Origin of the sequence: Streptomyces sp. NPDC057307 (genome assembly GCF_042667665.1) — a bacterium.
GTDB lineage: Bacteria > Actinomycetota > Actinomycetes > Streptomycetales > Streptomycetaceae > Streptomyces.
The window spans coordinates 87268-107853 of record NZ_JBHUZM010000008.1 but is presented as its reverse complement, the minus strand read 5'-3'; the positions used below and the strand labels follow the sequence as shown (position 1 = coordinate 107853).

Here is a 20586-nt window from a genome sequence, read left to right as displayed (position 1 = left end):
CGGCGCGGCCATGTCCGACGAGACCGACTTCAACTCCAACGCCCCGAGCCACCCGGCCGGTGCGGCCGAGGAAAGCCGTGCGCCGTCCCGCCGTTCGGTGATCGGCTGGGGCGGTGCGGGGCTCGCGCTCGGCGCCGCCGTGGCCGGCGGTACGGCCGTCGCGCTGCGCGGCACGGACGGGACGGAGCCCGCCGGGTCGGCGGGCGCGGCCGTCCCGTTCCACGGCGCGCACCAGGCCGGTATCGCCACCGCCGTCCCCGACCGGCTGCACTTCGCGGCCTTCGACGTCACCACCAAGGACCGGGCGGAGCTGATCCAGCTCCTCAAGGACTGGACCGCCGCGGCCGCGTTGATGACCGAGGGACGCGCGGTCGGCGAGGGGGCGTTCGGCGGACTGCCGGAGGCGCCGCCGGACGACACGGGTGAGGCCGTCGGCCTCAAGCCGTCCCGGCTGACGCTGACCATCGGCTTCGGCCCGTCCCTCTTCACGGCGGCCGGCCAGGGCCGTGAGGACCGCTTCGGTCTGGCGGGCCGCAGGCCCGAGGCTTTGGTGGACCTGCCGAAGTTCCCCGGCGACAATCTCGACCCGGCGCGCAGCGGCGGCGACCTGTGCGTCCAGGCCTGCGCCGACGATCCGCAGGTCGCGGTGCACGCCATCCGTAACCTCGCCCGGATCGGCTTCGGCCGGATCGCCGTCCGCTGGTCGCAGCTCGGCTTCGGCAAGACCTCGTCCACCACGCCCGACGCGCAGACCCCGCGCAATCTCTTCGGCTTCAAGGACGGCACCCGCAATGTCGCGGGCACCGACACGGCGGCGCTCGACCGGCACGTGTGGGTGTCCCCCAAGGCGGGTCCCGCCTGGATGGCCGGCGGCTCCTATCTGGTGGCCCGCCGGATCGCGATGCGGATCGAGCCCTGGGACCGTACCTCCCTCCAGGAGCAGGAGGACGTCTTCGGACGGGACAAGGGTGAGGGCGCGGCGGTCGGCAAGGCCAAGGAGCACGACGAACCGTTCCTCAAGTCGATGCTGCCCACGTCGCACGTACGCCTCGCACACCCCGACTCCAACGGCGGGGCCCGGATGCTGCGCCGCGGCTACTCCTACACCGACGGTACGGACGGACTCGGCCGCCTCGACGCGGGCCTGTTCTTCCTCGCGTACCAGCACGACGTGCGGGAGGCGTTCGTCCCCGTACAGCGGAGTCTGTCGCGCGCGGACGCGCTCAACGAGTACATCCAGCACGTGGGTTCGGCGGTCTTCGCCGTACCGCCGGGCGTCCGGGACAAGGACGACTGGTGGGGACGGGAGCTGTTCTCGTGACCCGCACTCTCCCGACCCGCGCTCTCATGAGGCGCACTTTCGTGACCCGCACTCCCGTGACACGCCCAGCGACATCGGCGGAAGGACGGCCGGCATGTTCGGCAACTATCTGATCGGTCTGCGCGAGGGGCTGGAGGCCAGCCTGGTCGTCTGCATCCTCGTCGCGTATCTGGTCAAGACCGACCGGCGCGACGCCCTGCGGCCCGTATGGCTCGGCATCGGCATCGCCTGCGCCATCTCGCTGGCCTTCGGCGCCGCGCTCGAATTCGGCTCCCAGGAGCTGACGTTCGAGGCGCAGGAGCTGCTCGGCGGGTCGCTGTCGATCATCGCGGTGGGCCTGGTGACCTGGATGATCTTCTGGATGCGGCGTACGGCGCGGCATCTCAGGAGCGAGCTGCACGGCAAGCTCGACACGGCGCTGCAGATGGGTACGGGCGCGCTGGTCGCGACCGCGCTGCTGGCCGTGGGCCGGGAGGGGCTGGAGACGGCGCTGTTCGTCTGGGCGTCGGTGCGGGCCGGCGGCGAGGGCCGGTCGGGTCCGCTGGTCGGTGTGCTGCTGGGGATCGCCACCGCGCTCGTGCTGGGCTGGCTGTTCTACCGGGGCGCGCTGAAGATCAACCTGGCGAAGTTCTTCACCTGGACCGGCTCGATGCTGGTGATCGTGGCCGCGGGCGTTCTCGCGTACGGGGTGCACGACCTTCAGGAGGCGCGCTTCCTGGGCGGGCTGCAGAACAAGGCGTTCGACATCACCAGCACGGTCCCGCCGGACAGTTGGTACGGCACCCTGCTCAAGGGCGTGTTCAACTTCCAGCCCGACCCGACCGTCGTCCAGGTGACGGTGTGGGCGCTGTATCTGGTTCCGACAATGTTCTTCTTCCTCGCGCCGCAGCGCGGGAAGTCGGGGCGCCCCGCTCCGGCGGCGCCCCCGAAGCCGTCCCCGAAGCCCTCTTCGGAGCCGGCCCCGAAACCTTCCTCCGAGTCGGCCTCGAAGACGCCGTAGTCCGGCTCCGGGGGACGACGGACCGATCAGCCCCCGATGACCGAGAAGCCGATGACGACGCCCGCCGAGACGCTGACCTTGCCGGGGGTCAGGTCTCCGTCGCCGCCGTCCCCACCACCGCTGCTGCTGTGGCTGCGGTAGCTGTTGCGCATGTTCTCCGAGTCCACGTCCTTGATGTGGATGACCGGACCGAGTCGGACCCCGGCGGCCTCCGCGTACAGCGCCGCCTTCTCCCGCGCGGCGGCCACCGCTGCCGTGCGCGCCCGGGCGCGCAGCTCCTTCTTCGTCCGCACGTCGAACTCGACACCGTCGACCTGGTTCGCCCCGGCCTCGACGACATCGATGAGCACGGTCTCCAGGATGTCGAGTTCACGCAGTTCGATCACGAACGAGGCGGTGCACTCGTAACCCAGGAACTTGCGCTCGTTGCCGTAGCTCCACGTGGACTTGAGACCCAGCCGGGACGTGGACACGGCGGTGTCGGGGACCCCGTGGCCGCGCAGCACCTCCCGGATCTGGTTGACCCCGCCCCGGGTGACCTCGAACGCCTCGCCCGGCTTCTGCCGGGTCTGCTCGATCGCCACCCGGAGCCGGGCGAGGTCCGGCGGGGCGTCCACGCTGGCCGCGCCGAACACCGATATGCCCCAGGGGGCGTCTATGGACTGAGTACCGTTCATGCCACTCATCCAACCAGGCCGCGATCAGCCCGACCGACGCACACCGGACCCGGGAGGAGCCCCGCTCAGGACTCCAGCCAGCCGTGCGAGCGCGCCAGCTCGATCACGGACGACCGCGCCCGCTTGATCTGATCGCCCGTCAGGGACCCGTCGGCCTGGAGCAGCGCCTCGGTCAGCTCGTTCCGCAGCTCGACCGTGGACAGCACGTCCGAGTAGTCGCCGTGCGGATCCACCGGCCCCATGCCCGACGAACTCCCCTTCGGCACGGGCGCGTTCACCAGCCTGATCTGTGACGCCTTGGGGCCCTTGTCCCCCATCTCCAGGTAATACTCGACCTCGCTGCCCGCCTTGTACTGGTACTTCTCGTCCAGCAGATCGTTGGCGTGCATGAACACGTCCTCGTCCCCCTCGCTCGGGACGATGAACCCGTACCCGCGAACCTCGTCGAACCTCAGCACTCGACCTACCTGCAACACAGCCCCTACCTCCACGGCCTACCACTACCTCGGCTACCTCTGCGGGGATCCACAGCGAACCCCCGGGCAACCTCTCATATACACCGGCCTGCGAGAATCCGTTCCCAGCAGATAAACATAAGGCGGGGGCACGATGGGCACCGTGGTGCGGGTACCGCAGACCCGGGACATGATCGGGGAAGAGCTTTCCGGCGACGAGGCGTGGGCGGCTCTGCGCACGTACGGCGGGCGCAAGCTGCTGACCGACGCGTTCCTGCGGTTCCGTTACGCGGACGGGTTCAGCATCGCGAGGGCGCTCGCCTTCCAGTTCGTCCTGGCGCTGGTGCCGTTCAGCATCGCGCTGGTCGGCGTCGCGACGTCCCTGCATACGGAGAGTGTCGGCCGCGTCGTCGAGTTGACGCTCACCCGAATAGCGCCCGGCCCCAGCGCGGACCTGATCCGGACCTCGCTCGGGCGCGCGGAGGACGGGGGCGGTTCCGGTCCCGGGGGTGAGCTGGCCGTCTGGCTCGGTCTGGGGTTCGCGACGCTGAATCTCGCGTCGGCGATGGCGCAGATCGAGCGCGGCGCGAATCGGATCTACGGGGTGGAGCGGGACCGCCCGTTCCTCGCGAAGTACGCGCGCGCACTCGTACTCGTGGTCGCTGCCGGACTGCCGCTGATCGGCGGGTTCCTCGTCCTGGTGGGCGGCAGGGCCGTCGGCGGCGCGCTCGCGGACACGTTCCACTGGGGCGGAGCGGCGCAAGGCGCCTGGGGGTGGCTGCGGATTCCGGTGGGCATCCTGCTGACGTGGCTGGCCTCGGCCGTACTGTTCCGCTGGGCACCGCGCCGCGACCAACCGGGTTACACATGGCTGGCGTTCGGCTCGGCCGTGCATCTGCTGCTGTGGGTGGGCGCGACGTGGCTGCTCACTCTCTACGTCGGGTTCAGCGGGTCGTTCGGCTCGGTGTACGGACCGCTGACGGCGTTCGTCGCGCTGTTGCTCTGGTCCAACCTGGCGGGCATCTCGCTCTTCCTCGGTCTGTCGCTGGCCGCGCAGTTGGAGTCGGCGCGCGCCGGACAGCACGACCCGGTCCATCCCGATCCTGGCCACGGGGGCGATCCGGACCACGTCTGAGCGTGCCCGTCAGGGTTGAGGCAGACGCTCAGTGCGACTCGCGCGACACCTCGTGGCCGCTCGACCCGACGAGGAAGTCGAGGTCGACCCCGGTGTCGGCCTGCATGACATGGTCGACATAGAGACGTTCCCAGCCGCGTGCCGGAGCGGCGAAGGCGCCGGTCATCTCCTGGGCGGGGCGCCGCAGTTCCAGCTCCGCCGCCGGTACGTCCACATCCAGGCGGCGCCGCGCGACATCCAGCTCGATCCAGTCCCCCGTGCGTACGAGTCCCAGGGGGCCACCCGCCGCGGCCTCGGGAGCGACATGCAGCACGACCGTGCCGTACGCCGTCCCGCTCATCCGCCCGTCGCAGATCCGCACCATGTCGCGCACGCCCTGCTCCAGCAGCTTGGTGGGCAGCGGCAGGTTCGCCACCTCGGGCATTCCGGGATAGCCCTTGGGGCCGCAGCCCCGGAGCACCAGCACGGACGTAGCGTCCACGTCGAGATCCGGGTCGTCGATGCGGGCGTGCATGTCCTCGATGCTGTCGAAGACGACCGCCCGGCCCCGGTGGCCGAGCAGTTCGGGCGACGCCGCCGCGGGCTTGATGACGGCCCCGGACGGGGCCAGGTTCCCGCGCAGCACCGCGATCCCCGCGTCCGCCTGGAGCGGCTCTGCGCGCCGGTGGATGACGGAGTCGTCCCAGATCCGCGCCCCGTCGAGGTGGTCGACCAGCGGCTTGCCGGTGACGGTGAGCGCCGCCGGGTCGAGCAGGTCGCGCACCTCGTGCAGGACGGCGAGCAGGCCACCGGCCCGGTGGAAGTCCTCCATGAGGTGCCGTCCGGCGGGCTGGAGGTCGACCAGCAGCGGAACGCCCGCGCCGGTGCGGTCGAAGTCGTCGAGCGTGAGGTCGATACCGAGCCGCCCGGCGATGGCGAGCAGATGCACGACGGCGTTGGTCGAACCGCCGACGGCGGCCAGGGCGACGATCGCGTTGAGGAAGGAACCCTTGGTCAGCGTGGTGCTGGGGCGGCGGCCTTCGGCGACCATCTCCACGACGAGCCGTCCCGTGCCGTGGGCGCTCTCCAGCAGTCGGCTGTCCGGGGCGGGGATGCCCGCGACGCCGGGGACGGTGGTGCCGAGGGCCTCCGCGACACAGGCCATGGTGGACGCGGTCCCCATGGTGTTGCAGTGTCCCCGGCTGCGGATCATCGAGGACTCGGACCTCAGGAACTCCTCCTCGGAGAGCGTGCCCGCCCGTACCTCCTCGCTGAGCTTCCACACGTCCGTGCCGCAGCCCAGCGGCTTGCCCCGGAACGTGCCGGTCAGCATCGGACCGCCGGGCACCACCACGGCCGGCAGATCGACGGAGGCCGCCGCCATCAGCAGGGACGGGATGGTCTTGTCGCAGCCGCCGAGGAGTACGACGCCGTCGACGGGGTTGGCGCGCAGCATCTCCTCGGTCGCCATCGCAGCCATGTTCCGCCACAGCATGGCGGTGGGTCTGACCAGCGTCTCGCCGAGGGAGACGACCGGGAGATTCATCGGGACGCCGCCGGCCTCCCAGATGCCCTGCTTGACGCTGTCGGCGACCTCGTCGAGGTGCGCGTTGCAGGGGGTCAGGTCGGAGGCGGTGTTGGCGATCGCGATGTGCGGGCGGCCGTCGAAGGCGTGGGCGGGCAGTCCCCGGCGCATCCACGCCCGGTGGATGTAGGCGTTCCGGTCCGTTCCCGCGTACCACTGAGAGCTGCGCTGCTCCGGCATGGCTGGCACCCTAACTTCCCCGGGCCCGACCGTGGAAGAGCGCACCCGCCCTCCGCCCGCCGTCCGGCCCGCGCTTCCAGGAGGTTGACCGTGCGCGCTTTTGTCATCACCGGACCGGGCCGATGCGAGGTTCAGGACGTCGAACCGCCGGTCGCCCGGCCCGGTGAGGTCGTCGTCGATGTCGACCGGGTGGGTGTCTGCGGCACCGACATCGAGTTCTACACGGGCGAGATGAGCTATCTGCACGACGGCCACGCCACGTATCCGATCCGGATCGGCCACGAGTGGTGCGGCACCGTCTCCGCCGTGGGTGAGGGCGTCGAGCCCGGCTGGCTGGGCCGGCGCACCACCGGGGACACCATGCTCGGCTGCGGGCACTGCCGGCGGTGCGTCGGCGGGCGGCACCATGTGTGCGAGGACCGTTACGAGTTGGGCATCCGGCACGGCCGGCCGGGCGCGCTCGCCGAGCAGGTCGCCGTCCCGGTCTCGTCGCTGCACGCGTTGCCGGACAGCGTGGACGCGACGGCCGGCGCGCTGGTGGAGCCGGGCGGCAACGCGCTGCGCGCCGTCGAGGCCGCCGCGCTGTCCCCCGGCGACCGGCTGCTGGTGCTCGGTCCGGGCGCCATCGGTCTGCTCGCGGTGCGATTCGCCCTGGCGCGAGGCGTGGAGGTGCACGTCCAGGGGCTGCCGGGGGCGTCGCTGGACTTCGCCCGCTCCGTGGGCGCGCAGGGCGCGTGGACGGCCGAGGGGCTTCCCGAGCTGCCGTTCGACGCCGTGATCGACGCGTCGAACGCGGCGCATCTTCCGGCGCGGGCACTGGAGTTGGTCGAGCCGGGCAAGCGGGTCGTCTACATCGGTCTGGCGAGCGTGCCGAGCCGGATCGACACCCGAGCGCTGGCGCTGAAGGATGTCACCGCCGTGGGCGTCCTGAGCGCGTCGCCCGCCCTCGCCCGCACCGTCGGGCACTACGCGTCGGGCGCGGTCGATCCGCGTCCGCTGGTCGCGAGCACGGTGGCGCTGGAGTCGCTGGCGGACGTGCTCGCGGGCGTACGGCCCGAGGGGGCGGGTCCGGGGCCGAAGATCCAGGTGGACCCCCGGCTGTGAGCGGGAGGGCCGGGGGGCTGCCGGGGCCGGGGGGGCTGCCGGGGCCGGGGCCGGGGCTCAGGCGAGTGCGATACGGACGTGGTGCCGGCCGCGCAGACCGGCCGGCACGGTGTCGGTCCTGCGTCCGTCCACCGTGGCCGACGCGACGCGGTTGCCGGATCCGGTGAGCGTGACGTCGAGCGTCATGTCCCGGTAGGTCAGGTCGCGCAGGGTCACGGGGCCCCAGCCCGGGGGCAGGCTCGGGGTGAAGCGCAGCCCGCCCCGCCCGAACCGCATGCCGAACAGCCCCTGGTGGATCAGCCGCAGATAGCCGGTTGCCGACCAGGTCTGGTCCTCCTCCGAATCCCACTGCCGTTCGTTCTGCCAACCGCCGTCCACCGCACCGGTGTCGGCGTTGTAGATCTCCCAGAAACGGCCGTCCGGCCGCTGGAGGCCGGCGAGGTCGGTGACCGCCCGCGCGAAGAGGTCGACGCGCCCGCCGACGGCCGCCGCGTGCCCCCACATGCCGACCGTCATGGGCCAGACGATCACCCCGTGGCGGCCCGGCCGTTCGTCGTCGAAGCCCGAGAAGTGCGGGTACACGTTGACCACGCCGTGCGGCTGGCGGTGGGTCGTGCGGAGCAGCGCACGCGTCTGGCTCGGCGAGGCGACCCCGCAGAGCACGGCGAACGCGAGCCCGTTGCCCTCCTGGTACGTCTCCAGTTGGCCGACGCGCTCGCCCGCGCCGTGGATGAAGTAGCCGTAGCTGTCGGCCTCGGGCCGCCACAGACGGGAGTCGATGGCGGTACGCAACCGGACCGCCGTACCGCGTAGTTCACCGGCCGTGGACCGGTCGCCCACCACCTCCGCCATGTCGGCGCAGGCCAGATACGCGGCGTGGTAGAGGCAGTTGGTGGACAGACACATCATCTTGTCCGTGTCCGGGTGGTCGAGGACGAACGACGAGCCGTTGGCGGGGTCGTAGGGCGGGCTCGGGTAGCCGGCGATACCGTCCTGCATGAACGCCGGGCCCTCGAAGAGGCCGTACTCCTGGTTGAAGTGCCGGTCCCGGTTCAGGCGCAGCGTGTTGAGCGCGGCCTGGTGGGCGTCGGTGACGAACTCGTGTTCCCCGGTGGTCAGATGGTGGTCGCGGGCGGCGATCGCCCAGATGATCTGGTCCCACCACTGGTTGTCCTGCTGCACGATCAGTGTGCCGTCGTCCTGGCGGCGGCAGACCGACCACAGCGTGTTGCGGGCCACGTCGGGCGACAACAGACTCGCCGCGTTCCAGGAGTTGACCGAGGCGTCGCGGGTCCAGGGCTGTTCGTAGCCGCCGCCGGCCCGGATGAAGACGCCGGGCGGGTCGGTCATGAGACCGGTCTGGTTGTACTCGGCCGGGTCGTAGGTGACGGTGTTGATGTCGAGGAGGTTGTCGAGCGCCGCGCGGTAGGCGCCGCCCAGCAGGGCCTCCTGGGATCTCCCGAACTCGATGCGCGGGCGCCCGGCGCCTGTTCGGCCCGGCGCGGTGAAGCCGGGTGCCGCGGCGGCCGCCAGGCCGGCCGCCGACAGTGCGGCGACGGCTCCCGCCCGCAGGATGTGGCGTCGTGCCGGTCCGTGCCGTCGCTCGTCCGCGCTCATGTGGCCTCCCGCATCGGCACCGTCGTCACGCGCTCGCACGGAGTGGATGTTCGCGGCGACTTGACGGGCTGTCAATAAGGAGGTCGACGGGGAGGCGGATCAGTGTCGTCCAAGCCGGGCGGCGGCGGACCTGACGTCGGCCGCCGCCGTCCCGCTCGTGCTTGTTCTCGTACTTGTTCTCGTGCTTACCGTTGGAGCTCTTGGCGCTCGTCCTCAGACGTTGACGCCGAAGTCGGCGGCGATACCGGCCAGTCCGGAGGCGTAACCCTGGCCCACCGCGCGGAACTTCCACTCCGCGCCGTGCCGGTACAGCTCGCCGAAGACCATCGCGGTCTCGGTCGACGCGTCCTCGGTGAGGTCGTAGCGCGCCAGTTCGGCGCCACCGGCCTGGTTCACCACGCGGATGAACGCGTTACGGACCTGGCCGAAGCTCTGGCCGCGCGAGCCGGCCTCGTGGATCGAGACGGGGAAGACGATCTTGTCGACGTCGGCGGGGACACCCGCGAGGTTGACCTTCAGCGACTCGTCGTCGCCCTCGCCCTCACCGGTGAGGTTGTCACCGGTGTGCTCGACCGAACCGTCCGGGCTCTTGAGGTTGTTGTAGAAGATGAAGTGCTGGTCGGAGAGCACCCGGCCGGCGCTGTTCACCAGCAGCGCGCTCGCGTCGAGGTCGAAGTCCGCACCGGTCGTGCTGCGCGCGTCCCAGCCGAGGCCGACGAGCACGGCGGTCAGGCCGGGCGCCTCCTTGCTCAGCGAAACGTTGCCACCCTTGCCCAGGGAAACGCCCACGATCTCCTCCTGCTGTTCGTGATGAAAAGTGGATCAAAATCTATAACACCGGGCCACCGACGGTCCCGGTATCGACCAGGCTCGTACGGTTCGGTGACCGTCGTTGGGACTGGAGTGGCTGAAGCGGGGCAGGCGGTGGTGTGAACGCGAGACCGGCCCTCCTCCAGGGGCCGCCACGGGGAACGGAACGCACTCATGAACCAGCGGGTGGAAGAGACCGAGGACCGCTGCCCGGCTCCGGGCCGGGTACTCAGACGGGGCGCGGTGTTCGACGGGGAATCCGGGATGATCGGAGAGGCACGCCGCTTCACGGCCGACTTCCTCGGCGGCGTACGGACCGACCAGGGCCGGACCGTGCCGTCGCGCGTGATCGGTACGGCGCAGCTGGTCGTCAGCGAGCTGGTGACCAACGCGTGCAAGTACGCACCCGGCCCCTGCCTCCTTGATCTGGTGTTCGACGGGGACACGGTGGAGATCACCGTGTGGGACACCGATTCCACGCTGCCGGTGGCGCGCGCCGCCGAGCCCGGCCGGATCGGGCAGCACGGGCTGGAGATCGTCATCTCACTGTGCGAGGGGTACGACGTCCGCCGGGAGCCGGTGGGCAAGCGCGTCAAGGTCCGCCTCGCGTCGGGGGACGACAGCCAGACCTAGGCCCCGCCGGGCGGCGGGCCGAAGCCGATCGGGTGGTCCGTGGCGGGGTGCGTTTGCCGGGTGTGACCGAGGGATACCCGACGGTGATGCCGCACACCTCAGAAGTGATGCTCCACGTCAACGGCACCCCGCACCGGCTGACGCTCGACAACCGGACCACGGTGCTCGACGCCCTGCGCGAGCACCTGGATCTCACCGGCCCCAAGAAGGGCTGCGACCACGGCCAGTGCGGCGCCTGCACCGTCCTCGCCGACGGCCGCCGCACCAACAGCTGCCTGATGCTGGCCGTCGCGCACAGCGGGGCCCGGATCACCACGATCGAGGGCCTGGGCGGCGGTACGGACGGTCTTCATCCGCTGCAACAGGCGTTCCTCGATCGCGACGGCTTCCAGTGCGGCTACTGCACACCCGGCCAGATCTGCTCGGCGGTCGGCGTCATCGCCGAGGCGGCAGGCGGACATCCGTCCCGTGTCACCGGCGCGGACGGCCCGCCCCCGGGCGCACCGGTACCGCTCACCGCCGACGAGATCCGTGAGCGGATGAGCGGCAACATCTGCCGCTGCGCCGCGTACCCGCACATCGTCGCGGCCGTCCAGGACGTCGCGGGCCGGGCCGGCCGGACGACCGGGACGAGCAGGACGGAGGTGGCGGCCTCGTGAAGTCCTTCAGCTACGAACGCGCCACCGATCCGGCCCAGGCCGTCGCCCTCCTCTCCCGGCATCCGGGCGCCCGTTTCCTCGGCGGCGGCACCAACCTCGTCGACCTGATGAAGCTCGGGGTCGAGACCCCCGGTCATCTGGTCGACATCGCCCGGCTGCCGCTCGACCGCGTCGAGGAGACCGCCGACGGCGGCCTGCTCATCGGCGCCACCGTGCGCAACAGCGATCTCGCCGCCGACCCGGCCGTGCGCACCCGCTTCCCGGTGCTGTCGCAGGCACTGCTCGCGGGTGCCTCGGGACAGCTGCGCAACTCGGCCACCACGGGCGGCAATCTGCTCCAGCGCACCCGCTGTCCGTACTTCCAGGACGTCACCAAGCCGTGCAACAAGCGGCGGCCCGGCTCCGGTTGTCCCGCGCGGGAGGGTGCGCACCGCGATCTCGCGGTGCTGGGGCACTCCGAGGCGTGCGTGGCGACGCATCCCTCCGACATGGCCGTCGCACTCGCCGCGCTCGACGCCGATGTCCTGCTGCTGGGTCCGGACGGCGAACGCACCGTGCCGCTCACCGAGTTCCACCGGCTGCCCGGCGACCGCCCCGACCGGGACACCGTGATCCGGCCCGGTGAACTCGTCACCGCGGTCCGGCTGCCCGCGTCGGCCGCCGGGCTGCCGTCCGCGTACCGCAAGGCCAGGGACCGCGCCTCGTACGCCTTCGCGCTGGCCTCGGCGGCCGTGGCGCTCGACGTGCGCGACGGGGTGGTACGGGACGTACGGCTCGCCTTCGGCGGGCTGGCCCACAAGCCCTGGCGGGCCACCGTCGCCGAGGCCGCGCTGCGCGGCGGGCCGGCCACCGCCGACGCCTTCCGGCACGCCGTGGAGACGGAACTGGCCGCCGCGCGGCCGCTGCGGGACAACGGCTTCAAGGTCCCGATGGCCCGCAATCTCGCCGTCCGCCTGCTCACCGAGCTGGCCGACCCCGGCGCGAGCGCCGTCGACCCGGCCGACCCCCGTCGCTCCGGCCCCCGCCCCACCGGCCTCCGCCCCACCAACGCCCCGCCCACCGACGACCGCCCCACCGACGACCGCCGAGGAGACCGATGACGACCAGCCGGGAGCGGGCCCTGGGATCCGCCGCCGTCCGCATCGAAGGTCCGGCCAAGGTCACCGGGACGGCCCGGTACGCCGCCGAACACACCCCGCCCGGCTGCCTGTACGCCTGGGTGGTCCCGGCGACCGTGGCCCGCGGCCGGATCGCGTCGTTCGACACGGCCGCCGCCCTCTCCGAGCCCGGGGCCGTCGCCGTACTGACCCATGAGAACGCGCCGCGGATCAACGAGCCCGACGACCCGACACTGGGTGCGCTGCGCGACGACCGTGTGCCCCACCGCGGCTGGATCGTCGCGGTCGCCGTGGCCAGGACGCCGGAAGCGGCGCGCGCCACCGCCGACGCCGTGCGGGTCACGTACGTGGCCGAGGACCACGACGTCGTCCTCACCGCCGACCATCCCGGCCTCTACACCCCCGAGAAGGCGAACGCCGGACACCCCGCCACCCGCGAGCGCGGCGACTTCGACGCCGCCCATGCCGCCGCCCCGGTCACCGTCGACGTCACGTACTCGATGGACCCGATGCACAACCACCCCATGGAGCCGCACGCCGCCGTCGCCCACTGGCACGACGGGCGGCTGACGGTGCACGACTCCAGTCAGGGGTCGAGCGTCGTACGCGAGACCCTGGCCGCGCTGTTCGACATGGACCCGGCACACGTCACCGTCATCAGCGAACACGTCGGTGGCGGCTTCGGTTCCAAGGGGACCCCGCGCCCGCAGCCGGTGCTCGCCGCGCTGGCGGCGCGGCATGTCGGACGCCCCGTCAAGCTGGTGCTGCACCGCTCCCAGCTCCCGGCGCTCGTCGGGCACCGGCCGCCGACCATCCAGCGGGTGCGGCTCGGCGCGGGTCCGGACGGGGTGATCACCTCGCTGGCGCACGAGATGATCAGCTACACGTCCACCATCAAGGAGTTCGTGGAGCAGGCCGCCACTCCCGCCCGCACCATGTACACCTCGCCCAACAGCCGTACCACCCACCGCGTCACCGCGCTCGACGTGCCGACACCGTCGTGGATGCGGGCGCCCGGCGAGGCGTCGGGCATGTACGCGCTGGAGTCGGCGATGGACGAGCTGGCCCTGGCCGTCGGGATGGACCCGGTGGAGCTGCGGATCCGCAACGAGCCCTCGCACGAGCCGGATTCGGGCCGGGCGTACAGCAGCCGTCATCTCGTGGAGTGTCTGCGCGAGGGGGCCCGCCGGTTCGGCTGGCGGGACCGCGATCCGCGCCCCGGGGCGCGCCGACGGGGCCGGTTCCTGCTCGGCAGCGGTGTCGCCGCCGCCTCGTACCCGGTGCTCATGTCACCGTCCACGGCCGAGGCGCGCGCCGACGCGGACGGCGGATTCCTGGTACGGGTCAACGCCACGGACATCGGTACGGGAGCCCGCACCGTGCTCACCCAGATCGCGGCCGACGCCCTCCACGCGCCCATGGACCGGGTCCGTGTCGAGATCGGCGACAGCGACCTGCCGCGCGCCCCGCTGGCCGGCGGCTCGTCGGGCACCGGCTCGTGGGGGTGGTCGGTCGACAAGGCGTGTCGTGCGCTGCGTTCCCGTATCGAGGCGGCGGGCGGCCCGGTGCCTCCCGAGGGACTGTCCGTGAGCGCCGACACCACCGAGGATGTGAAGGCCGGGGCGGAGTTCGCCCGCCACTCCTACGGCGCGCACTTCGTCGAGGTCCAGGTGGACTCGGACACGGGCGAGATCAGGGTGCGCCGGATGCTGGGGGTCTTCGCGGCCGGTCGCATCCTCAACTCCCGTACGGCGCGCTCCCAGTTCATCGGCGCGATGACCATGGGACTCGGCATGGCGCTGATGGAGGGGGCGACGCTCGATCCGGTGGCCGGCGACTTCACGGAGCGCGACCTCGCCTCGTACCACGTGCCCGCGCACGCGGACGTGCCCTCCGTGGAGGCGCACTGGATCGAGGAGGACGACCGGCACCTCAACCCGATGGGCAGCAAGGGCATCGGCGAGCTGGGCATGGTCGGCACGGCCGCGGCGATCGGCAACGCGGTCCACCACGCGACGGGGGTCCGCCTGCGCCATGCCCCGATGCGACCGGACACGCTGCTGCCGTACCTGGGCTGACCCCTCGGACGACCACGGCACGCGGCCGGCGCGGCGGTCGGTGTATCGGGCAGCGTTCGTTGTTCTCGGTAGGCGCGGACTGCGTTCACCCGGCGTTCGGTTTGCTCTCCGAGACTCTGCGGTTGGCACCCCCCGCGCCGGAAGTTGAACGAAAGGCTCCAACCGTGAAGGACAAGAACACCGAAGACCCCGAGCGCTCCGCCCTCTCCCGGCGTCGGCTCGTCAAGTTCGCAGGCGTCGGCGCGACCCTCGCCGCGGCCGCCCCGATCGTCGGCACCGGCGTCGCTTTCGGCAACGACGAGGACGACCGCAAGAAGTCCGGCGGCTCCGGCGACTCCCGCAGACGCGCCTGGCGCGCCGGTGACCACCACGTGCACTCGGAGTACAGCGGGTCCTTCGACACGACGAAGAACCCGCCCGTGTTCCAGAAGGGCGGCGACGCCGTCTACCCGATCGTGACCAACGCGATCATGGCGAAGAACTTCGGTCTCAGCTGGGCGATGTGCACCGACCACGGCGGTCCGACGCACTCGAAGGTCAACCTGGAGCAGGCCTACCCCGACCTGCTGCGTTCGCGCGTGCTCGTCCCCGAGGTGCTGCAGTTCTGGGGCATGGAGTTCGACGCCCCGGCGCTCGACCACCACACCCTGATGATCCCGCACCACACCGACGAGGCGCAGCAGCTGTACGAGCTGGAGAAGCGCTTCGCCAAGCTCGACCCCTTCCCCGCCGACCCGGGCCGCGACACCGAGGCCAAGATGGTGGAGTTCCTGAAGGCGGCCAAGGGCATGCCCCGTAAGCCGCTGGTGATCGCCCACCACGCCTCGCGTTCCGCGACCGGCCTCGGTGTCTACGGTCTGGACACGCCGCGCGAGTTCCGCAACGGCAACGACGCCGCGTCCGACATCTACGTCGGCTTCGAGGGCGCTCCCGGCCACCAGGCGGGCCCGCTCAACGGTGGCGACCGCGGCGGGTACGGCAACTACCCGACGCACGGCGGCTTCGACCAGATGACCGCGCGCGTCGGTGGCCTGTGGGACGCGCTGCTCGGCGAGGGCCGGCGCTGGTGGATCACCGCGACGTCCGACTCGCACGTGCACTGGACGCGCGGCGGCTCCGACTTCTGGCCGGGCGAGTACAGCAAGACCCATGTCCTGGCGCGCCAGGACTACGGCGACATCATGGACGGTCTGCGCAACGGCCGGATCTGGGTCGGCACCGGCGACCTCATCCGGACCCTCGACGTCACGGCGAGCAACCGCGGCAACGAGGCCGCCGTGGGCGAGACGATCACGGTCACCAACCGGGGCCGTACGGACGTCGAGATCGAGATCAGGTTCCGCCCGCTCAACGGCAAGAACGCCAACGGCGACCGTCCCGAGGTGCGTCGTGTCGACCTGATCGTCGGCAAGATCACCGGCAAGAGTGACAACCGCGACTCCGACACCAACCCGACGACCAAGGTCGTGGCGCGGTTCGGCAAGCGCGACTGGCGCAAGCAGGGCGACGAGTACGTCATCAAGCACACCCTGCGCGACGTGGACGCCGACCTCTACGCCCGTGTCCGCGGCACCAGCACGGACGAGGCCGAGCCGCTCGCGGACGGTCTGGAGAGCCCGTGGGACGACCTCTGGTTCTACTCGAACCCGGTTTTCGTCAAGGTCCGTTAGCCGGTCTTCGTCAAGGTCCGTTAGTACGGGACCTGGCGGGCCGGTCGACCGTCAGTCGCCGGACGGGCGGATCCCGGCCCGTCCGGCGCTCGTCAACCCGTGCAGCCGCAGGGCCAGTTGGATCTCCAGCGTGCGCGCCGGGGAGTTCCAGTCCGGCCCGAGGAGCCGGCCCACCCGTTCCAGCCGCTGCACGACCGTGTTCACATGGACGTGCAGCGCGGTCTTGGTCCGGGTGAGGCTGGCCCCCTCGGCGAAGTACGCGTCGAGCGTCCCCACGAGATCGGTGCCGCGCTCGGCGTCGTAGTCGAGTGCGGGGCCGAGCGTGGCGCGTACGTAACCGCCGAGGTCCGCCCGGTCGCCCAGGAGTACGCCCACGAAGCCGAGTTCGTCGGTGGCGCCGCCGTGCCCGGTGTGGCCCAGGACGCGCAGGGCGGAGAGACAGCGGCCCGCCTCGCCGTGGACGGTGGGCAGTTCGGCGGGTCCCTCGGCCGGGCCCGCGGCGCCGACGGTGACCGGGGAGCCGACGGCCTGGCCGAGTTCGGTGGCGAGCTTGCGCGCGGTCGGCCCGGGGGTGTCGGTGGGCGCGACCAGCACGACGTGTCCCTCGTGCAGACCTGCCAGCCCCTTCCCGGCCTGGGCGTACCGGGCGGCCACGGCCAGCAGTCGGTGCCGGTCCGCGGTCTCGCTGTCCGCGACGAACACACAGTGGCGGCGGGCCAGGTCGACCCCCAGCCGGCGGGCCCGCGCGGCCAGGGCGCCCGGGGCGCCGGAGCCGATGAGCAGGTCGCCCAGCAGTTCGCCCCGTACCCGGTCCTCCGCCTCGGCAACCGAACGGCGCAGCAGCAGGAGCAGCGCCGTGACCACCCCGGCGCGTTCGAACAGGAACCGGTCGACGTCCGCGAGGTCCGTGTGTCCGGTGAGGGCGATGCTGCCGAGGAGTTCCGGGCCGGCCAGCACCGCGCAGACCCAGGTGCCGTTCAGCGGGACCGCCCGGCCGCTGGCCCGGGAGGCGGCGACCGCCGGGGCCAGGTCCGGTCCGGCGGATCTCCGGGGGCCCGGGACGTCCGGCACGGCACCCGGCGGCGTCACCGACTCGGCGCGGGCGCGGGCCAGTTCGGCACCTTCCGCGTCGTGGATGAGGATCCCGCCGCCGAGGATGGCGGCGATCGCCGCGGCGACGTCGTCGGCCCCGCCGCCCCGCAGTACGAGGTCGGTCAGCTGGTCGTGCGCCTCCTCGGCGCGGCGGATCTCCCTGCTGTGTGTCCGGATCGTCTCCGAGGCCGAGTTGAGGTCGACCAGCGCGGCCCGCGTCTCCTCCAGCAGCCGCGCGCCGTCGATGGCGATGGCGGCGTGGTCGGCCAGCGAGGAGAGCAGGGCTACCTCTTCGGCGGCGAAGTCGCGGGGTGCGCGGTCCGCCGCGTACAGCACCCCGATGATCCGCGCGCCGACGCGCAGCGGCACGCCGAGAATCGCGCGCAGCCCCTCGTCGAGTACGGCGCTGTCGATGGTGGCGGTGTGGTGGAAGCGGGTGTCGCGCTGGTAGTCGCCGGTGGCGTACGGGCGGGCGGTCTGCGCGACGAGTCCGCCGAGGCCCTCGCCCATCCCGAGCCGCACCTGCTGGAACGCGGCGGCCACGGACCCGTCGGTGACCCGCATGTAGGTGTCGCCGGCGAGTTCGTCGTTGAGGGAGAGGTACGTGACGTCCGTGCCGAGCAGCAGTTTGGCCCGGTGGACGATGGCGCGCAGCACGGCGTCGAGGTCCCGGAGCGCGGCCAGGTCGCTCGCGGTGTCGAAGAGCGCGGTGAGTTGCGCCTCGCGCCGCCGGTGCTGGCTGAGGGTGCGCCTGATGCGCAGGGCGACGTCGGTGGCGTCGGTGATCGCGGCCAGTTCACCGCCCCGTACGCCCGCCTCGCGGGCGTCGGCGGCGGGGCGGGCGAACTCCTCCGTGGGCGCGCCCCGCGCCAGCAGATCGAGGAGCCGGCGCAGGGCAGCCACCGAGTGCCGGGTGCCTGGAGCTGTCACGTCGGCGAGCATACGGTGATCACCTCCAGGTGGGCATGGGTGCGGCGGCGGGAGTTCGGTCCCCTCCCGGGGCGGTCAGCCGCCGAGCCGGGCCGAGTCCTTGGCGGTCTCGGCGCGGGTCACGGGGGCCGGGTCCGACGGCACGGCGGACGCGGGCACGGAGCCGACGAGTCCGTCCTTCGTCAGGTCGCGGCCCCGGGTCTCCTTGGCCACCCACACGGTCACGACGGTGACGAGCGCCGCCGCGCTGAGATAGATGGACACCGGCACGGACGAGTCGTAGTCCTTGAGCAGTTCGACGGCGATGAGCGGTGCGAGCGCGCCACCGATGATCGAGGCGAGCTGGGACCCCATCGAGGCGCCCGAGTAGCGGACCTTCGTGTCGAACATCTCGGAGATGAAGGCCGCCTGCGGCCCGTACATCGCCCCGTGGAACAGCAGACCCACCGTCACCGCGAGGGCGATGACGGGGAACGACTCGGTGTCCAGCAGCGCGAAGAACGCGAACGCCCAACCCACCATGCCGATCGCGCCGATCTGGGTGACCGGGCGGCGGCCGAGCCGGTCGGAGAGCGCGCCCCACATCGGGATGGTGACGAAGTGCACCGCCGAGCCGATGAGGACCGCGTTGAGGGCGTCGCTCTTGGGCAGTTCCAGATGCACGGTGACGTAGACGAGGACGAAGGCGGTGAGGATGTAGTACGAGACGTTCTCGCCGAACCGGGTCCCGATCGCGACCAGCACCTCACGCCAGCTCTTGCGGAACACCTCCACGACGGGCGCTTCCTCCTTGACCACCGGGACGCCGCTCGTGGCGGCGGTCGCGGCCGCCCGCGCCGCCTCGTCGGCCGCCTTCTGCCGGGCCTCCAGGAAGACCGGTGACTCCTCGACGGAGATACGTATCCACAGGCCGATCATGACGAGCACACCGGAGAGCAGGAACGGGATGCGCCAGCCCCAGGCGAGGAACGCCTCGTCGGACTGGATCGCGGCGAGCAGCGCGAGCACACCGGTGGCCAGCAGATTGCCGCCGGGCGCGCCCGCCTGCGGCCAGGAGGCCCAGAAACCACGGCTCTTGTCGCCGCCGTGTTCGGAGACGAGCAGGATCGCGCCGCCCCACTCGCCGCCGAGTGCGAAGCCCTGGACGAGCCGCAGCACGGTCAGCAGGATCGGCGCGCCGACGCCGATGGTCGCGTGCGTGGGCAGCAGCCCCATCGCGAAGGTGGCGCCGCCCATCAGCAGGAGGCTGAACACCAGGAGTTTCTTGCGGCCGATCTTGTCCCCGTAGTGACCGAAGACGATGCCGCCGAGGGGGCGGGCGGCGAAGCCGACGGCGTAGGTGAGGAAGGCGAGCAGCGTGCCGACGAGGGGGTCGCTGCTGGGGAAGAACAGGGTGTTGAAGACCAGTGCGGCGGCGGAGCCGTAGAGGAAGAAGTCGTACCACTCGATGGTGGTGCCGACGAGGCTGGCCGCGACGACGCGGCGGATGTCGACCCGGCGGGGTGGTGGGGAGCTGGGGAGGCTCATGGTGGAGTCACCGTGTTTCGTTGGGTGGGCGGGGACGGGGGTGCGGGTGGCGCGGGGTGGTGCGGAGCGGGGGCGATGGGGAGTGGTGGAGCGGGTCGGGCCTCGGGGGCGTCAGCGGGCGCCCCATCCGCCGTCGACGGGTAGCGACGAACCGGTGATGTAACCGGTGTCGGGCCCGCAGAGCCAGACGCACACCGCGGCCACCTCCGCCGGCTCGATCAGCCGCTTGATCGCGGAGCGGTCCAGCAGTACGTCGCTGACGACGTCGTCCGGGGGGATGTGGTGGGCCTCGGCCTGGGCCGCGATCTGCCTTTCCACGAGCGGGGTCCGTACGTAACCGGGGTTGACGCAGTTGCTGGTGACACCGTGCGGCGCGCCTTCGAGCGCGGCCACCTTGCTGAGCCCTTCGAGGCCGTGCTTGGCCGCGACGTAGGCGGATTTGAAGGGGCTGGCGCGCAGTCCGTGCATGCTGGAGATGTTGACCACGCGGCCCCAGCCGCCCGCGTACATGTGCGGCAGACAGTGCCGCAGCAGCAGGAACGGGGCCGTCAGCATCACCTTCTGGATCAGCTCGAACCTCTCGGGCGGGAAGTCCTCGATGGCGGCGACGTGTTGCAGCCCGGCGTTGTTGACCAGGATGTCCACGGCGGTGGGAAGCCGGCCGATCGCGTCGGCGTCGGCGAGGTCCACGGCGTGGCTCACGCCCCCGGTGTCGGCGGCGACGGCCTTGGCCGCGTCGGCGTCGCGGTCGGCGATGTGGACCAGTGCGCCGGCTCGGGCGAGCGCCTCGGCGCAGGCCCGTCCGATGCCGCTGCCGCCACCGGTCACCAGGGCGGTGCGGCCCTTGAGTTCCCTGCTCTTCATGGCCGGAACGGTAGAGACACCTGACCCGACATCCCATGTGACGGTTCACCACACTGGATGCCGATCAGGTGTCGTCGTACACCACATGCCGGACGATGAACGGCCCGATGTGACGTTACGTGATGTAGGTGGCGTTACGTGACGTAGCTGGC

At 71.8% G+C, this 20586-nt stretch carries 17 protein-coding genes; 9 read left to right on the top strand and 8 right to left on the bottom strand.

The features are described 5' to 3' along the window. Positions 1-10: 10 nt before the first annotated feature. Together efeB and efeU are read left to right on the top strand one after the other, a co-directional pair. Entirely contained in the window at positions 11-1321 is a 1311-nt protein-coding gene (efeB, locus tag ACFUN8_RS05490) for an iron uptake transporter deferrochelatase/peroxidase subunit (RefSeq protein ID WP_383631809.1), read from the top strand. Positions 1322-1415: 94 nt separating this feature from the next. Further along, on the top strand, positions 1416-2321 hold the full coding sequence (efeU, locus tag ACFUN8_RS05485) for an iron uptake transporter permease EfeU (protein WP_383631806.1): 906 nt from the start codon (positions 1416-1418) through the stop codon (positions 2319-2321). Positions 2322-2347: 26 nt separating this feature from the next. Here efeU and ACFUN8_RS05480 read toward each other — a convergent pair whose 3' ends face one another. Next, positions 2348-2998, bottom strand: a complete 651-nt coding sequence (locus ACFUN8_RS05480; RefSeq protein ID WP_383631803.1) for an SIMPL domain-containing protein — start codon at positions 2996-2998, stop codon at positions 2348-2350. 65 nt (positions 2999-3063) lie between these two features. After that, positions 3064-3474, bottom strand: coding sequence for a cold shock domain-containing protein (locus ACFUN8_RS05475; RefSeq protein WP_383631800.1), 411 nt, complete (start codon positions 3472-3474; stop codon positions 3064-3066). A 133-nt stretch (positions 3475-3607) separates the two neighbouring features. Between ACFUN8_RS05475 and ACFUN8_RS05470 the strand changes: the two genes are divergently transcribed. Next, entirely contained in the window at positions 3608-4588 is a 981-nt protein-coding gene (locus ACFUN8_RS05470; RefSeq protein ID WP_383631796.1) for a YihY/virulence factor BrkB family protein, read from the top strand. Between the two features lie 28 nt (positions 4589-4616). Here ACFUN8_RS05470 and ACFUN8_RS05465 read toward each other — a convergent pair whose 3' ends face one another. Continuing rightward, positions 4617-6332: an IlvD/Edd family dehydratase gene (locus tag ACFUN8_RS05465; RefSeq protein WP_383631793.1), complete on the bottom strand. Its 1716-nt coding sequence runs from the start codon at positions 6330-6332 to the stop codon at positions 4617-4619. 90 nt (positions 6333-6422) lie between these two features. Between ACFUN8_RS05465 and ACFUN8_RS05460 the strand changes: the two genes are divergently transcribed. Next, a complete protein-coding gene (locus ACFUN8_RS05460; protein WP_383631790.1) occupies positions 6423-7436 on the top strand; it encodes a zinc-binding dehydrogenase in 1014 nt (337 codons plus the stop codon). 57 nt (positions 7437-7493) lie between these two features. On the opposite strand, the gene ACFUN8_RS05455 is transcribed toward ACFUN8_RS05460, so the two are convergent. Beyond that, on the bottom strand, positions 7494-9053 hold the full coding sequence (locus tag ACFUN8_RS05455; RefSeq protein ID WP_383631787.1) for a glycosyl hydrolase family 65 protein: 1560 nt from the start codon (positions 9051-9053) through the stop codon (positions 7494-7496). A gap of 213 nt (positions 9054-9266) precedes the next feature. Further along, entirely contained in the window at positions 9267-9842 is a 576-nt protein-coding gene (locus ACFUN8_RS05450; RefSeq protein WP_381948723.1) for a TerD family protein, read from the bottom strand. 195 nt (positions 9843-10037) lie between these two features. On the opposite strand from ACFUN8_RS05450, the gene ACFUN8_RS05445 reads away from it, so the two are divergent. The 5 genes from ACFUN8_RS05445 to ACFUN8_RS05425 all read left to right on the top strand — a co-directional run bounded on the left by ACFUN8_RS05445 (position 10038) and on the right by ACFUN8_RS05425 (position 16021). After that, the gene (locus tag ACFUN8_RS05445; RefSeq protein ID WP_383631783.1) at positions 10038-10496 is read left to right on the top strand and encodes an ATP-binding protein; all 459 of its coding nucleotides are present in this window, start codon (positions 10038-10040) and stop codon (positions 10494-10496) included. A gap of 86 nt (positions 10497-10582) precedes the next feature. After that, a complete protein-coding gene (locus ACFUN8_RS05440; RefSeq protein WP_383631780.1) occupies positions 10583-11155 on the top strand; it encodes a 2Fe-2S iron-sulfur cluster-binding protein in 573 nt (190 codons plus the stop codon). After that, on the top strand, positions 11152-12255 hold the full coding sequence (locus ACFUN8_RS05435) for an FAD binding domain-containing protein (protein WP_383631777.1): 1104 nt from the start codon (positions 11152-11154) through the stop codon (positions 12253-12255). Before ACFUN8_RS05440 ends, ACFUN8_RS05435 begins: the two co-directional genes overlap by 4 nt. Beyond that, a complete protein-coding gene (locus tag ACFUN8_RS05430; protein ID WP_383631774.1) occupies positions 12252-14351 on the top strand; it encodes a xanthine dehydrogenase family protein molybdopterin-binding subunit in 2100 nt (699 codons plus the stop codon). The genes ACFUN8_RS05435 and ACFUN8_RS05430 overlap by 4 nt, the downstream gene beginning before the upstream one ends. Before the next feature lie 164 nt (positions 14352-14515). Next, positions 14516-16021 carry a phosphoesterase gene (locus tag ACFUN8_RS05425; RefSeq protein WP_383631770.1) on the top strand — a complete coding sequence of 502 codons (1506 nt, stop codon included), beginning with the start codon at positions 14516-14518 and terminating at the stop codon, positions 16019-16021. 51 nt (positions 16022-16072) lie between these two features. Here ACFUN8_RS05425 and ACFUN8_RS05420 read toward each other — a convergent pair whose 3' ends face one another. From ACFUN8_RS05420 to ACFUN8_RS05410, 3 genes are all read right to left on the bottom strand, one after another. Next, the gene (locus tag ACFUN8_RS05420; protein WP_383631767.1) at positions 16073-18055 is read right to left on the bottom strand and encodes a helix-turn-helix domain-containing protein; all 1983 of its coding nucleotides are present in this window, start codon (positions 18053-18055) and stop codon (positions 16073-16075) included. 63 nt (positions 18056-18118) lie between these two features. Then, a complete protein-coding gene (locus tag ACFUN8_RS05415) occupies positions 18119-19570 on the bottom strand; it encodes an MFS transporter (protein WP_383631764.1) in 1452 nt (483 codons plus the stop codon). Positions 19571-19681: 111 nt separating this feature from the next. Beyond that, positions 19682-20434, bottom strand: a complete 753-nt coding sequence (locus ACFUN8_RS05410; protein WP_383631761.1) for a 3-hydroxybutyrate dehydrogenase — start codon at positions 20432-20434, stop codon at positions 19682-19684. Positions 20435-20586: the final 152 nt, after the last annotated feature.

Bases quoted from the DNA above. Each gene is read 5' to 3' on its own strand.
- ACFUN8_RS05465 (WP_383631793.1), bottom strand. From the start codon at position 6,332: ATGCCGGAGCAGCGCAGCTCTCAGTGGTACGCGGGAACGGACCGGAAC.
- ACFUN8_RS05420 (WP_383631767.1), bottom strand. From the start codon at position 18,055: ATGCTCGCCGACGTGACAGCTCCAGGCACCCGGCACTCGGTGGCTGCC.
- efeB (WP_383631809.1), top strand. From the start codon at position 11: ATGTCCGACGAGACCGACTTCAACTCCAACGCCCCGAGCCACCCGGCC.
- ACFUN8_RS05430 (WP_383631774.1), top strand. From the start codon at position 12,252: ATGACGACCAGCCGGGAGCGGGCCCTGGGATCCGCCGCCGTCCGCATC.
- efeU (WP_383631806.1), top strand. From the start codon at position 1,416: ATGTTCGGCAACTATCTGATCGGTCTGCGCGAGGGGCTGGAGGCCAGC.
- ACFUN8_RS05410 (WP_383631761.1), bottom strand. From the start codon at position 20,434: ATGAAGAGCAGGGAACTCAAGGGCCGCACCGCCCTGGTGACCGGTGGC.
- ACFUN8_RS05445 (WP_383631783.1), top strand. From the start codon at position 10,038: ATGAACCAGCGGGTGGAAGAGACCGAGGACCGCTGCCCGGCTCCGGGC.
- ACFUN8_RS05455 (WP_383631787.1), bottom strand. From the start codon at position 9,053: ATGAGCGCGGACGAGCGACGGCACGGACCGGCACGACGCCACATCCTG.
- ACFUN8_RS05470 (WP_383631796.1), top strand. From the start codon at position 3,608: ATGGGCACCGTGGTGCGGGTACCGCAGACCCGGGACATGATCGGGGAA.
- ACFUN8_RS05415 (WP_383631764.1), bottom strand. From the start codon at position 19,570: ATGAGCCTCCCCAGCTCCCCACCACCCCGCCGGGTCGACATCCGCCGC.
- ACFUN8_RS05480 (WP_383631803.1), bottom strand. From the start codon at position 2,998: ATGAACGGTACTCAGTCCATAGACGCCCCCTGGGGCATATCGGTGTTC.
- ACFUN8_RS05440 (WP_383631780.1), top strand. From the start codon at position 10,583: ATGCCGCACACCTCAGAAGTGATGCTCCACGTCAACGGCACCCCGCAC.